This is a genomic window from Streptomyces sp. NPDC021019 (genome assembly GCF_044333295.1).
Lineage (GTDB): Bacteria > Actinomycetota > Actinomycetes > Streptomycetales > Streptomycetaceae > Streptomyces.
Genome location: NZ_JBIRQR010000006.1, coordinates 415707 through 429722, shown reverse-complemented (window position 1 = coordinate 429722; position 14016 = coordinate 415707). Strand labels below are relative to the sequence as shown.

Annotated in this window: 14 protein-coding genes; 10 read left to right on the top strand and 4 right to left on the bottom strand. The window is 73.0% G+C overall.

What is annotated here, in order from left to right:
* Window positions 1-37: 37 nt before the first annotated feature.
* Window positions 38-859, bottom strand: a complete 822-nt coding sequence (locus ACH4RG_RS28995) for a PaaX family transcriptional regulator C-terminal domain-containing protein (RefSeq protein WP_397921879.1) — start codon at window positions 857-859, stop codon at window positions 38-40.
* Window positions 860-863: 4 nt separating this feature from the next.
* On the bottom strand, window positions 864-2576 hold the full coding sequence (locus tag ACH4RG_RS28990; protein ID WP_397921882.1) for an AMP-binding protein: 1713 nt from the start codon (window positions 2574-2576) through the stop codon (window positions 864-866).
* Window positions 2577-2760: 184 nt separating this feature from the next.
* On the opposite strand from ACH4RG_RS28990, the gene ACH4RG_RS28985 reads away from it, so the two are divergent.
* The 8 genes from ACH4RG_RS28985 to mnhG all read left to right on the top strand — a co-directional run bounded on the left by ACH4RG_RS28985 (window position 2761) and on the right by mnhG (window position 11522).
* Window positions 2761-4035, top strand: coding sequence for an acyl-CoA dehydrogenase family protein (locus ACH4RG_RS28985; RefSeq protein ID WP_397921884.1), 1275 nt, complete (start codon window positions 2761-2763; stop codon window positions 4033-4035).
* On the top strand, window positions 4032-4433 hold the full coding sequence (locus ACH4RG_RS28980; protein WP_397921886.1) for a RidA family protein: 402 nt from the start codon (window positions 4032-4034) through the stop codon (window positions 4431-4433). Before ACH4RG_RS28985 ends, ACH4RG_RS28980 begins: the two co-directional genes overlap by 4 nt.
* A gap of 617 nt (window positions 4434-5050) precedes the next feature.
* Entirely contained in the window at window positions 5051-7954 is a 2904-nt protein-coding gene (locus ACH4RG_RS28975; protein WP_397921888.1) for a Na+/H+ antiporter subunit A, read from the top strand.
* Window positions 7951-8568: a Na(+)/H(+) antiporter subunit C gene (locus ACH4RG_RS28970; protein ID WP_018956988.1), complete on the top strand. Its 618-nt coding sequence runs from the start codon at window positions 7951-7953 to the stop codon at window positions 8566-8568. The genes ACH4RG_RS28975 and ACH4RG_RS28970 overlap by 4 nt, the downstream gene beginning before the upstream one ends.
* Window positions 8565-10217: a Na+/H+ antiporter subunit D gene (locus ACH4RG_RS28965; RefSeq protein ID WP_397921890.1), complete on the top strand. Its 1653-nt coding sequence runs from the start codon at window positions 8565-8567 to the stop codon at window positions 10215-10217. The genes ACH4RG_RS28970 and ACH4RG_RS28965 overlap by 4 nt, the downstream gene beginning before the upstream one ends.
* Window positions 10214-10840, top strand: coding sequence for a Na+/H+ antiporter subunit E (locus ACH4RG_RS28960; protein ID WP_397921892.1), 627 nt, complete (start codon window positions 10214-10216; stop codon window positions 10838-10840). Before ACH4RG_RS28965 ends, ACH4RG_RS28960 begins: the two co-directional genes overlap by 4 nt.
* Window positions 10837-11172 (top strand): monovalent cation/H+ antiporter complex subunit F, encoded by a 336-nt coding sequence (locus ACH4RG_RS28955; protein ID WP_397921894.1) that lies wholly within the window; start codon window positions 10837-10839, stop codon window positions 11170-11172. Before ACH4RG_RS28960 ends, ACH4RG_RS28955 begins: the two co-directional genes overlap by 4 nt.
* Window positions 11169-11522, top strand: a complete 354-nt coding sequence (gene mnhG, locus ACH4RG_RS28950; protein ID WP_397921896.1) for a monovalent cation/H(+) antiporter subunit G — start codon at window positions 11169-11171, stop codon at window positions 11520-11522. Before ACH4RG_RS28955 ends, mnhG begins: the two co-directional genes overlap by 4 nt.
* 19 nt (window positions 11523-11541) lie before the next feature.
* Here mnhG and ACH4RG_RS28945 read toward each other — a convergent pair whose 3' ends face one another.
* Complete coding sequence (locus ACH4RG_RS28945) at window positions 11542-11910, bottom strand: nuclear transport factor 2 family protein (protein WP_397921898.1); 369 nt, start codon at window positions 11908-11910, stop codon at window positions 11542-11544.
* A gap of 174 nt (window positions 11911-12084) precedes the next feature.
* On the opposite strand from ACH4RG_RS28945, the gene ACH4RG_RS28940 reads away from it, so the two are divergent.
* Both ACH4RG_RS28940 and ACH4RG_RS28935 read left to right on the top strand, forming a co-directional pair.
* A complete protein-coding gene (locus ACH4RG_RS28940; protein ID WP_398540483.1) occupies window positions 12085-12630 on the top strand; it encodes an MOSC domain-containing protein in 546 nt (181 codons plus the stop codon).
* Between the two features lie 87 nt (window positions 12631-12717).
* Entirely contained in the window at window positions 12718-13458 is a 741-nt protein-coding gene (locus tag ACH4RG_RS28935; RefSeq protein WP_397921902.1) for a CDP-alcohol phosphatidyltransferase family protein, read from the top strand.
* Here the strand turns inward: ACH4RG_RS28935 and ACH4RG_RS28930 are convergent.
* Window positions 13427-13876, bottom strand: a complete 450-nt coding sequence (locus tag ACH4RG_RS28930; RefSeq protein ID WP_397921904.1) for an adenylyltransferase/cytidyltransferase family protein — start codon at window positions 13874-13876, stop codon at window positions 13427-13429. The two genes, ACH4RG_RS28935 and ACH4RG_RS28930, sit on opposite strands and share 32 nt — an antisense overlap.
* Window positions 13877-14016 lie beyond the last annotated feature (140 nt).

Sequence of the window (14016 nt, the reverse complement as noted above, 5' to 3'; positions counted from 1 at the left end):
GGGGCCGGGGCATCCGGATTTCGGCCCCCGGCGGGAGTCACGGCCGTACGTACAGCTCCCCGGCGTCCCGCAGTCGCTCGTGCAGCCGGCCGAACACCTCCGCCGACCGGCCGCCCGGCCAGTCCCCGGGCAGCAGCTCCGGCGGCAGACCCGGGTCCGCGTAAGGGAGTTGACGCCACGAGTCCAGTGCCAGCAGGTAGTCCCGGTAGGCGGTCTGCGGGCGGGGGGCGTCGTCGGCGCCCCCGGACGTCTCCCAGTCCCGCAGCACCGGCTCGTGCAGTTCCAGGAACTCGTGGTGCAGGCGCGCCACCGCCGCCAGGTCCCACCAGCGGGCCACCGCCTCGCGGGTGGCGGCGAAGCCGAGATGCTCGCCGCGGAACAGGTCCACGTACGGGGCGAGTCCGAGCCGCTCCAGGGTGTGCCGGGTCTCCTCGTACAGCCCGGCCGGCGCGATCCACACCCCGGGCGCGGCCGTGCCGAAGCCGAGCCGGGCCAGCCGGGAGCGCAGCAGATGGCGTTTGTTGCGCTCCGCCTCGGGCACGGAGAACACCGCGAGCACCCAGCCGTCGGAGAGCCGCGGTGCACGCCGCCGGTAGATCCTCCGGTCCCCGTCGTCCAGCAGTTGCCGGGCGTCCGGTGACAGCGCGTACCCCGCCGAACCGTCCGCCGCACGGGCGGCCACCAGCAGCCCGCGCCGCTTCAGCCGGGAGACGCAGGAGCGTACGGAGGGGGCGTCGACGCCGACGGCGTGCAGCAGGCGGATCAGCTCCGACACCGCGAACGGCGCGCCGTCCGGCGGGCGGCCGTAGGCGCCGTAGAGCGTGACGATCAGGGAACGGGGGGTGCGCAACTCGGCCACGTGATCACTCTAGAGGCCGAGCCGGGGGAGAGCCGGGCTGGTCCCGCAGCAGGAACCGCTGGAGTTTCCCGGTGGCCGTCCGGGGCAGGGACGGCGGGAAGGCGAAGACCCGCGGGCACTTGTGCGGCGCCAGGTTGGCCTTCATATGGGCGCGCAGCGAGTCCGCGGTCTGCTCCGAGCCCTCCGTCAGCACCACGTGCGCCACCACGATCTCGCCCCGCAGTTCGTCCGCCCGGCCCACCACGGCGGCCTCCGCGACCTCCGGATGGCGCAGCAGGGCGTCCTCCACCTCCGGGCCCGCGATGTTGTAGCCGGAGGAGATGATCATGTCGTCGGCGCGGGCCACGTAGCGGAAGTAGCCGTCCGGTTCGCGGACGAAGGTGTCGCCGGTCATGTTCCAGCCGTGCCGGACGTACTCCGTCTGCCGGGGGTCGGAGAGATAGCGGCAGCCGACCGGGCCGCGCACGGCCAGCAGTCCCGCCTCGCCGTCGGGCAGTTCGTCCCCGCGCTCGTCCACCACCCGGGCCTGCCACCCCGGCACGGGCACCCCGGTCGTGCCCGGCCGGATCGCGTCGTCGGCGGCGGAGATGAAGATGTGGAGCAGTTCGGTGGCCCCGATGCCGTTGATGATGCGCTGTCCCGTCGCCTCGTACCAGGCCCGCCAGGTCGCCTCGGGGAGGTTCTCCCCGGCCGACACGCAGCGTCGCAGCGCCGAGAGGTCGTGGCCGTCCAGCTGCCCGAGCATGGTGCGGTAGGCCGTCGGCGCGGTGAACAGCACCGAGACCCGGTGCCGGACCAGGGCGGGCAGCAGCTGCCGCGGGCCCGCCTGCTCCAGCAGCAGCGTCGACGCCCCGGCCCGCAGCGGGAAGACCAGCAGCCCGCCCAGGCCGAACGTGAACCCCAGCGGCGGACTGCCCGCGAACACGTCGTCGGCCGAGGGGCGCAGCACGTGCCGGGAGAAGGTGTCGGCGATGGCCAGGAGGTCCCGGTGCAGGTGCATACAGCCCTTGGGGCGTCCGGTGGTCCCCGAGGTGAACGCGATGAGCGCGACCTCGTCGGCGGCCGTGTCCACCGCCCGGTACGGCCCGGTCCTGGCCTCGGCCAGCCGGGTCAGGTCTCCCGCCGCGTCCCCGCCGAACAAGGTGATCCGCAGGCCCTCCACGTCCGCCTCCGCCAGGTCCCGCGCCGACCGGGCGTCGCACAGAGCGTGGCCGATCCGCGCCAGCGAGCAGATGGTGGCCAGCTCCGTCGCGCGCGCCTGCGCCAGTACGGTGACGGCGACCGCGCCCGCCTTCATGACGGCGAGCCAGCAGGCGGCCAGCCAGGGCGTCGTCGGCCCGCGCAGCAGTACCCGGTTGCCCGGCACGACGCCCAGGTCGTCCGTCAGCACATGGGCGATGCGGTCCACCGTCTCCCGCAGCTCTCCGTAGCTCCAGGCGCTCCCGTCGCCGGAGAGCAGCGCGGGGCGGTCCGCGCCCCGTTCCTCGACGGTCCGGTCCAGCAGTTCGCGCCCGCAGTTCAGCCGGTCGGGGTAGCGCGGCGCGGGATCCTCCAGGAGAAGCTCCGGCCACTGCTCCGGCGGCGGGAGATGGTCGCGCGTGAAGGTGTCGGCGTGGGCGCCCGCGGCGTGCCCGGACGGCTGGGGATGCGCGCCGGGGACGCGTGCGGACGCGTCGGCGGCGGCTGTGGGCGTGTTCGGCGAGGAATTCGGCTCCATGAAGGATCGCCCCCTTGTCGCCTCTGGAGCGTATCGTTTGGGTGACGGTAGTCAACGGTCCGCGATAAGACATGACGTGCGATGCGACGAAACGACGAGAGCCACGCAACGCGACAGGCCGGCTGACGCGGCAGGGCACCCGACACGACACGACGCGACACGACGCGACAAGAGAGGCGCCGCCATGACGGCATTCTCCCTCGAACCGGAACAGACCGCCTGGTGCGATGAGCTCCGTACCCTCGCCGTGCGGGAACTGCGCCCGCTGGCGGAGAAGGGGGAGCCCGGGCGCGTGAACCGCCCGCTGCTGGCCGCCCTCGGCGAGCTGGGCCTCCTCGGCCGGATGCTGGGCTCCGGGGCGCTGGACCTGTGCCTGCTGCGCGAGTCCCTGGCCCGGGGCTGCACCGAGGCCGAGACCGCCCTCGCTCTCCAGGGTCTCGGCACCACTCCGGTCGTCCAGGCGGGCACCGCCGCCCACCGTGAGCGCTGGCTCCCCGAGGTACGGGCCGGGCGGGCCGTCGCCGCCTTCGCGCTGAGCGAGCCGGGTGCGGGGTCCGACGCGGCGGCCCTGGGCCTGGCCGCCGAACACACCCCGGGCGGCTGGGCGCTCACCGGCGAGAAGTGCTGGATCTCCAACGCCCCCGAGGCCGACTTCGCCGTGGTCTTCGCCCGGACGACCCCCGGGGCGGGAGCCCGCGGCATCACCGCGTTCCTGGTCCCGTCCGACCGCCCCGGGCTTACCGGCTCCGCCCTCGACATGCTCTCCCCGCACCCCATCGGCACCCTGGAGTTCGACGGCGTACCGGTCACCGCCGACGACGTGCTCGGCGAGCCCGACCGGGGCTTCCGCGTCGCGATGAACACCCTCAACCTCTTCCGGCCCAGCGTCGGGGCGTTCGCCGTGGGGATGGCCCGTGCCGCCCTCGACGCGACCCTGGACCACACCGCCCACCGCACCGCGTTCGGCGGCCCGCTGAGCGACCTCCAGGCCGTCTCGCACCAGGTCGCGGAGATGGCCACCCGCACCGAGGCCGCCCGCCTCCTGGTGTACGCGGCGGCCGCGGCGTACGACGCGGGGGAGAGCGGCGTGCCGCGCCGGGCGGCGATGGCCAAGCTGTACGCCACCGAGACCGCGCAGTACGTCGTCGACGCCGCCGTCCAGCTGCACGGCGCCCGCGCCCTGCGCCGGGGCCATCTGCTCGAACACCTCTACCGCGAGGTCCGCGCGCCGCGGATCTACGAGGGCGCGAGCGAGGTGCAGCGCACCATCATCGCCAAGGAGCTGTACGCGAGCGCCGCCCAGCGGCCCGAGCCCTCCGCCGGGCAGCGCCACGACCAGCTGTCCCGTGACGCGCTGTCCCGTGACGCGCTGTCCCGTGATCAGCATTCCCTCGCCCAGCAGCCCGCCGCCCCGGAGCCCGTGGAGCCCGCGGGCCGCACCCAGGAGCCGCCCGCATGAGTCCGTCCCACCGGATCAACCCGGCCGAACTCTCCCCGCCCACCGGTTTCAGCCACGCCGTCGTCGCCACCGGCGGGCACCTGGTCTTCCTCGCCGGGCAGACCGCACTCGACCCGGACGGAAAGGTCGTCGGGGCCACCCTGCCCGACCAGTTCGCCGTCGCCCTGGGCAATCTGCTCACCGCTCTCCACGCGGCCGGCGGCGCCCCCGCCGACCTCGCCCGGGTCACCGTCTACGCCACCGACATCGCCGGCTACCGCTCCCACGCCCCCGAGCTGGGCCGGATCTGGCGCAGGCTCGCGGGGCGCGACTACCCGGCGATGGCCGTCATCGGGGTGGCCCGGCTCTGGGACGAGCAGGCGATGGTCGAGATCGACGGGGTCGCGGTGCTGCCGTGAGCCGGGCGTCCGAGTAGCGGCGGGAGGACGGCGGGGCGAGGCTGAAGGGGTCCGGACGCCGAGCCGACCAGGAGAGCCAGCGGTGACCAGCCCGCCGGCCCCGCGCCCCGCCGCCCGCTCCTACGACGGCGAGGGCATCGTCGTCGGCTTCGACGCGCACCGCTGCCTGCACGTCGCCGAGTGCGTGCGACGTCACGGATAGCCGATCGGCCGTGTGCAGGGACAGGTCCGCACGGAGACTCTTCGCGTACTCCCCGTGCACGCCCGGGCGACCGCGCGGGCACCGGCCGGGCGACCGCGCGGGCACCGGCCGGGCCCGAGCACTGGCGCGATACCAGTGGTTCACGGACTCGGGACCGCCGCGGGCGCTCGCTCGTCCGGGCTCGTACGGACCACGCCACGAGACCCGGGTGATGCTCTGCTGCTGCGGCGCCACCGGCAACACGCCGTACTGCGACCACAGCGGACCCTGCGCCGGACACGGCCGAGGCGCCCCTCCCGGAGACAGCGGCCGGGAGGGGTGCGGCGCGCCGGTCGGGTGAATCAGCCTGAGGGATATATCTGTATTTAGTGCCCTCTATTCAGGATGCCCCGCCGCCCGAACCGGACACCCCTCGGTGATCGCGCTCATCGTCGCCCACTTCGCGCTCGCGGCCTGCGCGGGCCCGCTGGTGCACCGGCTCGGCCGACGGGCCTTCGTCCTGCTGGCCCTGCCGCCGACGGCGGCCACCGTCTGGGCCCTCACCCGCTGGAGCACCGCCGCGTCCGGAGGCGCGGACACCTGGTCCTGGCAGTGGATCCCGGACTACGGCGTCGCCCTCGACCTCCGCCTGGACGCGCTGGCCGAACTGATGGTGCTGCTCGCCGCCGGAGTCGGCGCGCTCGTCCTGCTGTACTGCGCCTCCTACTTCACCGACGACACCCCGCAACTGGGCCGCTTCGCCGGGAACCTGCTCGCCTTCGCGGGCGCGATGCTCGCCCTCGTCCTCGCCGACGACCTGATCACGCTCTACGTGTTCTGGGAACTGACCACGGTCTTCTCCTACCTGCTGATCGGCCACGGCAGCGAACACCGGCACAGCCGCCGCTCCGCCCTCCAGGCCCTCGTCGTCACCACGTTCGGCGGCCTCGCCATGCTCGTCGGCTTCCTGATTCTCGGTCAGGCCGCCGGCACCTACCGGATCTCCGCGATGGTCGCCGATCCGCCCGAGACGACCCTCGCCGTGTCCGTCGCCGTCGTCCTCGTGCTGTGCGGGGCCCTGTCGAAGTCCGCGATCTGGCCGTTCTCCATGTGGCTGCCGAACGCCATGGCCGCGCCGACCCCCGTCAGCGCCTATCTCCACGCCGCCGCGATGGTCAAGGCCGGTGTCTACCTGGTCGCCCGGCTCGCCCCCGCCTTCGCCGACGTCCCCGTCTGGAAACCCGTCGTGCTCGTCCTCGGCGGCGCGACCATGCTGCTCGGCGGCTGGCGGGCGCTGCGCCTGAACGACCTCAAGCTCGTCCTCGCCTACGGGACCGTCAGCCAACTCGGGTTCCTCATCCTGCTCGCCGGGACCGGCAACCGGAACGCCGCGCTCGCCGCCGCCGCGCTGATCCTCGGGCACGCCCTCTTCAAGGCCCCGCTGTTCCTCGTCACCGGCATCGTCGACCACGCGACCGGCACCCGTGACCTGCGCGAACTGTCCGGAGTCGGCCGCTCGCTGCCGTACGTCGCCGGTGTCGGCGCCCTCGCCGCCACCTCCATGGCCGCCCTCCCGCCGCTGCTCGGCTTCGCGGCGAAGGAGGCCGCGTTCGAGGCGCTGCTGCACGGCTCCGCCGCCGACCGGTGGGCGCTGGCCGTCGTCGTCGCGGGCTCCGCGCTGACGACCGCGTACAGCCTGCGGTTCGTCTGGGGCGCGTTCGCCCGCAAGCCCGGCGTCCCCGACACTCCCGTCCACCGCGTCGGGTGGGCCTTCCTCGCCCCGCCCGCCCTGCTCGCCGCCCTGGGCCTGGTCCTCGGCCCCGGCGTCGGCTGGACCGACCGGCTGCTGGGCGCGTACGCCGATACCTTCCCGGCCGGGGAAGAGCCGTACCACCTCGCCCTCTGGCACGGTTTCGGTAGCGCGCTGCTCCTGTCGGCCCTCGCCTGGGCCGCGGGCGCCGTGCTCTTCCTCGGCCGCGCCCACGTCACCCGGCTCTCCCGCCGGATCGCCTGGCCCACCGCCGACAGCGTCTTCGGTCATCTGCTGCTCGGGCAGGAACGTCTCGCCCTCCAGGTCACCGGCTTCATCCAGCGCGGCTCCCTCTCCGTGTACCTCGCCACCACCCTCCTCGTCATGCTCGCCGGGCAGCTCACCGTCCTCATGGTCGACACCCCCTGGGACGGGGCCGTGCGTCCCCGGCTCTGGGACAACCCCCTGCAGGGCGCGGTCGCGGCCCTGACCTGCGCCGCCGCTCTGCTCTGTCTGACGGTGCGGCGGCGTATGAAGGCCGTCGTCCTGGCCGGCCTCACCGGATACGGCGCCGCCCTGCTCTTCGTCGTCCAGGGAGCACCCGATCTGGCGCTCACCCAGTTCTGCGTCGAGACCGTGTCGATGATCGTCTTCGTGCTGGTGCTGCGCCGCATGCCCGTCCACTTCCACGAGACCGTCAGTACCTGGCGGCGGGCCGCCCGCATCCCGATGGCCCTCGCGGCGGCCGCCACCGTCGGCGTCGGCATGTGGGTCGCCGCCGCCGCGCGCACCGCCGAACCGGCCGGCGCCGCCATGGTCCGGGAGGTCGCCGACCACGGGCTCAAGGACGTCGTGGCCACCATCCTCGTCGACCTGCGTGCCTGGGACACGATGGGGGAGTCCGCCGTGCTCGCCGCCGCCGCGATCGGCGTCACCAGCCTCATCTACCTGCACCGCCGCAGCGAGGGCACCATGGTCCAGGACGAGTTGCGGGGGCGTACCGCCTGGTCCCTGTCGGCGCACCACTCCGCCCGACTGCCGCAGGGCGACGACGCGGCCCCCGAACGCGGCTGGCTGGCCGCCGGAGCCACCCTCGCGCCCGAGCACCGCTCGATCGTCTTCGAAGTGGTGGCCAGGCTGCTGTTCCACCCGATCCTCGTGCTCTCGGTCTATCTGCTGTTCTGCGCCGAGTCCCTGCCCGGCGGCGGGTTCGTCGCCGGACTCGTCGCCGGACTCGCCCTGATCACCCGCTACCTGGCCGGCGGCCGCTTCGAACTCGCCGAGGCCGCCCCCCTGCAACCAGGGCTCTTCACCGGCCTCGGCCTCTTCATCTCCACCGGCGTGGGCCTCCTCGGACTCGTCGACGGCACCGTCCTGCACGCCTTCACGTACTACGGACGCCTGCCGGTCTTCGGCGACTACCACCTGAGCACCTCGGTCCTCTTCGACTTCGGCGTCTACCTGCTGGTCCTCGGCGTCGTCCTGGACATCGTGCGGGCACTCGGCGCCAAGATCGACCGGCAGATCGAACGGGCGGCGGGCGTCCTCGCCCCCGAAGGCGGCCCCGAGGCGGGAGGGACCCCCCGGTGATCGTCAGCGCCTCGCTCCTCGCCACCGCCGTCGTGCTCTGCGCCGTCGGCGGCATCCTCATGCTCACCCGCCCGCTGACCCGCATCCTGCTCGGCGCCGTCATCCTCGGCAACGGCATCAACCTGCTGGTCCTCTCCTCCACCGGCCGGGCCGGCGCCGCGCCCCTGCTCTACGGGGTGTCCCTGAGCCGGGTCACCGACCCGCTGCCCCAGGCCATCGCGCTGACCGCCATCGTCATCACCCTGGCCACCACCGCCTTCCTGCTGGCCATGGCCTACCGCAGCCACCAGATCACCGGCACCGACGAGGTCCACGACGACCTGGAGGACCGCCGCGTCGTGCTGCGCGCCGAAGTGCTCGGCGAACGCGCCCAGCTGCGCGAACAGTTCCGGTCGGGTGCCGAGCCCACCGCCGAGGAGCGCGAACGCTACCGCGAGGAGCGCCGCCGGCTCCGCGACCGGCTCCGCGCCGACCGCGCCCGCCAGGCCCGGGGCCGCGACGCCTCCGGCAACCTGTGGAACGACGTGCTGGGCGCGGACCCGGAGGACTACGCACGTGACGGCGACGCCAAGGCGGACGACCGCTACCCCCGTGACCGAGGAGCCGACGGATGAACGCGCTCGTCCCGCTGCCCGTGCTGCTGCCCCTGTGCGCCACCGGCCTCAGCCTCGCCTTCGGCACCCGCCTGGGGCGCTTCCAGCGCTTCATCAGCGTCGCCGTGCTGACCGCCGTACTCGCGCTCTCGGTGATCCTCATGATCGCCGCCGACCGGCAGGGCCCGCTCTCCGTCCACCTCGGTGACTTCGCCCCGCCGCTCGGCATCACCCTGGTCGCCGACCGGCTCTCCGGGCTGATGCTCACGGTCTCCTCGGCCATCACGCTCTGCGTGCTCGTCTACTCCCTCGGCCAGGGCATGACCGACCGGGACAAGGAGACCCCGCTCGCCGTCTTCCACCCCGCCTACCTGATCCTCGTCGCCGGGGTCTCCTGCACCTTCCTCGCCGGCGACCTCGTCAATCTCTTCGTCGGCTTCGAGATCATGCTGGTCGCCAGCTTCGTCCTGCTCACCCTCGGCGGCACCGGACCCCGGATGCGGGCGGGCTCCACGTACGTGATCATCTCGCTGTTCTCCTCGATGCTCTTCCTCACCGCCATCGCCATGACGTACGCGGCCACCGGCACCGCCAACTTCGGCCAGCTCGCCGGACGGCTGGCCGACCTCCCCATCGGTGTGCAGACCCTCATCCAGGCGCTGCTGCTGACCGTCTTCGCGATCAAGGCGGCCGTCTTCCCGCTCGCCGCCTGGCTCCCCGACTCCTACCCCACGGCCCCGGCCCCCGTGACCGCCGTCTTCGCCGGACTGCTCACCAAGGTCGGGGTCTACTGCATGCTCCGCACCGAGACCCTGCTCTTCCCCGGCAACCGTCTCGGCGACCTCCTGATGGCCGTCGCGCTGGCCTCGATGGTCATCGGCATCCTCGGCGCGGTCGCCCAGACCGACCTGAAGCGGCTGCTCTCCTTCACCCTGATCAGCCACATCGGCTACATGGTCTTCGGGATCGGCCTCGCCACCCGCGAGGCGTACGGCGGTGCCATCGTGTACGTCGCCCACCACATCACCGTCCAGACGACCCTGTTCCTCGTCGCCGGTCTCATCGAACGCCGGGGCGGCACCACGGAGCTGACCCGGCTCGGCGGGCTGGCCAGGGCCGCGCCGATGCTCGCCGTGCTGTTCTTCGTCCCCGCGATGAACCTCGCCGGGATCCCCCCGCTGTCCGGCTTCATCGGCAAGCTCGGGCTGATGCGCGCCGGCGTCGCCGACGGCGGCGGCTGGGCCTGGCTGCTGGTCGCGGGCTCGGCGGCCACCAGCCTGCTGACGCTGTACGTGGTCGCCAAGGTCTGGAACCTGGCCTTCTGGCGGGCCGCCCCGCCCGGCCAGGCCGCCGCCGGCACGGTCCTGGAGTCCGGCGACGACAGCGACGACGACGCGGACGCGGGCCCCGACCGGATCCGCGGCACCGGTGACGAGGGCATCGCCCCGGCCCACCGCCCGGCGGGACAGGCCGTCGCCGCGACCCTGCACGGACGGGCCGTCATCACCACCAGCCGGCTGCCCCGCCCGATGATCGCGGCCACCGCGGCGACCATCGCGATCGGCCTCGCCTTCACGGTGTTCGCCGGCCCGCTCACCGCCTTCACCGACCGCACGGCCGCCGAGATCCTCCGGCGGACCCCTTACGTCCAGGAGGTGCTGGGCCGGTGAAACGCATCCTGCGCCTCTCGTTCCGCAACGCCGATCTGCCGCCGCTGAGCTGCGAACTCGGCTCCCGCCGACGCGTGCTGGACCTGCCGCTGATCGCCTGGCTCACCGTCATCTGGGTGCTGCTCTGGTCCACCCTCACCTGGGCCAACGTCATCACCGGCCTGGTCGTCTCGGTCGCCGTCTGCCTCGCCTTCCCGCTGCCCCGCGTCGACCTCGGACTACGGCTCCACCTCTGGGGCATCCTGCGCCTGGTCGGCTACCTCTTCTGCGACATGTACACATCGGGGGTGAAGGTCACCCGGCAGACCTTCTGCGGCCTGCCGCACCGGGCCGCCGTGATCGGGGTGCCCCTGCGCTGCCGCAGCGACCTGATGCTCGCGGCCACCGCCGTCGCCGTCTCCAACGTCCCCGGCGGCTCCATCATCGAGGTGCGCCGGGCCACCGCCACGGTCTTCCTGCACGTCCTGGACGCCGACCGGCCCGAGGAGCTCGAAGCCGCCCGGCGCCAGGTGTGGCGGATCGAGGAACTGACCGTACGGGCCTTCGGCACCCCCGACGAGATCGCCAGGGTCGCCGAACCCCCGCCACCGCCCCAGCTCGCCGCAGGGAGGCCCGCACCATGACCGCGCCCGAACAGGTCGACCACGCCCTGCTGACCACGGCCGTCGTCCTGATCCTGCTCGCCGGGGCCCTGCTGCTGGCCCGGATCTGGCGGGGCCCCTCCATGCTGGACCGGGCCATCTCCCTGGACGTGTGCGCCGCCCTGATCATCGCCGGCCTCGCCGCCAAGTCGGCGTTCGCCCGGGACCCGTTCTACTTCCCGATCATGCTGGTGCTGGCGTTCCTCGGGTTCACCGGCTCGGTGGGCATCGCCCGCTTCATCGCCGTACGCGACCGGCCCCGGCACACGCCCCGCTCCCCGCGCCCCGACGACACCGAGGAGGGTCCGGGATGAGTCTCTGGCACCAGATCGCCGACACGGCCGGCGCCGCACTGCTCCTTGTCGGCGCCGCGATCTGTCTGCTCGGGGTGATCGGCATGATCCGGCTCCCGGACGTCCTCTCCCGCAGCCACGCGGCGACCAAGCCGCAGACCCTCGGCATGATCCTGGTCCTGGCCGGGGTCGCGCTGCGGCTGCGCGGCGGCATGGAACTCGCCACTCTCGGCCTCATCGCCTTCTTCCAGATGCTGACCGGCCCGGTGGCCTCGCACCTGGTGGCCCGTTCCGCGTACCGCACCGGGCAGATCGAACACGGCGACCTGCTCTTCGACGAACTCGACGAGCAGCTCACCGACGGCAAGTGAGCGCGCGTCGGCGTGGGGTTCACGCCCCCGGTACGCGGTCCAGGAACCCGCTCACCGAACTGATCCGGCCGTCCTCGGCGAGCCGGACCACATCGAACCCGGCCACCGGCGCGGAGCCGTCCGCCGGGGAGACCAGCTCCCAGGCGAACCGGACCAGGTCGTGGTGCCCGTCGGGCGTCCCGGCGGGCCGGAAGCGGAAGCCGGGGAACTGCTGGTGCACGCCGCCGATCACGGCCGCCAGCCCCTCGTGCCCCTGTACGTCGGCCAGCGGGTCGGTGTAGCGGGCGTCGGCGGTGAACGCGGCGGCCACGGCCTTCGCCCGCTCCTCGACGTCGGTGGTGTTCCAGGCGGCGAAGTAGCGCTGGACGGCCTCGTCGTACGCGGTCATGGTGTGCCCTCTCCTTGTGCGCTCCGGTGGTCCGGGGCGGTGACCCCACCTTGGCCCGGAGCTCGGGCACCGTCGATTACCCCGGAGGTAAGGGGGCTCCGCGTACCGGTCCGCCGCCGGGCGTAGGGTCGACGGAGATCGAGCGACGCACAGGACGAGCGGGGGCGGGGAACCATGGCGTACGGAACGGTCACGGCGGTCAGCACCAGCGGCGGGCACACGTTCGGCAAGGAGAGCCGGGACAGCGTGACGCTGCTCGCCGGACTCGGCGTCGAGGGCGACGCCCACGCGGGCGAGACGGTCAAGCACCGGTCCCGGGTCGCGCAGGACCCCACCCAGCCCAATCTCCGGCAGGTCCACCTGATCCACGAGGAGCTGTTCACGGAGCTGGCCGACGCCGGATTCACCGTGGCTCCCGAAGAGCTGGGCGAGAACGTCACCACCCGGGGCCTCGACCTGCTCGCCCTCCCCACCGGCACGCTGCTGCGGATCGGCGCCGACGCGGTCGTCGAGGTCACCGGCCTGCGCAACCCCTGCCTCCAGATCGAGGCCTTCCGGGAAGGGCTGCTGAAGCAGGTCGTCGGCCGGGACGCGGCGGGCGCGGTGGTGCGCAAGGCCGGTGTCATGAGCGTGGTCCGCCGCGGCGGTGTGGTCCGTCCCGGAGACACGGTCACCGCCGAACTCCCCGCCGGGCCGCACCGCCCGCTGGAACGCGTCTGATCCCCACACCGTCCTGTCCCCGCCAAAGCGCCCCCGGGCCGGTGTCCGCATGCCATGATGCGGGCAATGCCGGACGCTGGGGGGCGTATGGGAAGCACGGGTACAGTGCTGCGCGAACTGCGCGGCGCACAGAAGAGCGCCAAGGGCGTCTCGCTCTATTCGCGGTACGTGAACCGGCCCGCCGGGCGGGTGCTCGCAGCCGGGGCGTACCGCATGGGGATGACGCCCAATCACGTCACACTGGCGAGCGCGCTCTTCACGTACGGAGCGGTGGCATCGGTCGCGCTCGTCGAGCCGTCCTGGGCGCTCGGCGTCCTGGTCTGGGCGGCCCTCGCGGTCGGCTTCGCTTTTGACTCCGCCGACGGGCAGCTCGCCCGGCTCACCGGCCGGGGAGGGCCCGACGGGGAGTGGCTGGACCATGTCGTGGACTGCGGGAAACTGCTGCTCGTCCACGCCGTCGTCCTGATCTCCTTCTACCGCTTCGGCGAACTGCCTTCCGAGGCATGGCTGTTGCTGCCACTGGGTTTCCAGCTGGCGGCGGTGGTGACCTTCTGCGCGGGGCTGCTGCGCGAACAGCTCGGCAAGGCGGCGGTGAGTGCCCGGGGCCCGTCCTGGGCGGCGCCGGACGCGCCGGCGCCCGTCTCCCGGGCGCGGGCCGTGGCGCTGCTGCCCGCCGACTACGGGGTGTTCTGCCTGGTGTTCCTGCTGCTCGGCGCACCCGGGGCCTTCCGCGCCGGGTACGCCGCGCTCGCGGTGGTGCAAGCGGTGTTCCTGGCGGCCTTCCTCGCCAAGTGGTTCAGGGAGCTGAAAGCGCTCCGGGCCGGTTGACGAGCACGTCCAGCGCCCGGCGCAGCTGGGTGCTGGACGTGTGCACGGTGTACGGGAAGTAGACGACCTCCACGCCGACTTCGGCGAAGTCGCATTCCAGCTTCTGCCCCTTGTCCGTGCCCCGCCAGTCGTCCCCCTTGAAGATCACGTCGAACCGGACCTGCTGCCAGGTCTCGACCTTGTCCGGCACGGTCTCCACGAAGGCGGCGTCCACGAAGCGCACGCTGCGGACGATCTCCAGTCGTTCGCGGAGCGGGATCATCGGCGTGTGACCCTTGGCGAGGGCGGCCATCTCGTCCGACACGACCCCCGCGACCAGGTAGTCGCACTGGCTGCGGGCGTGCCGCAGGATGTTGAGGTGCCCGACGTGGAACAGGTCGTACACCCCGGGTGCGTAACCCACCCTGTGCTGCACCATCCGTATCTCTCCCCCCACGGTGAACGTGATCCGGTGATGTTCCAACGACCTTACTGTGAAGAACACTTGTGCAAGCCGTGAACGGATAAGCTCGGCAGGGGCTGTTCCCCGGTGGGGGCAGCGGCTGTCGTGGGGGGAAG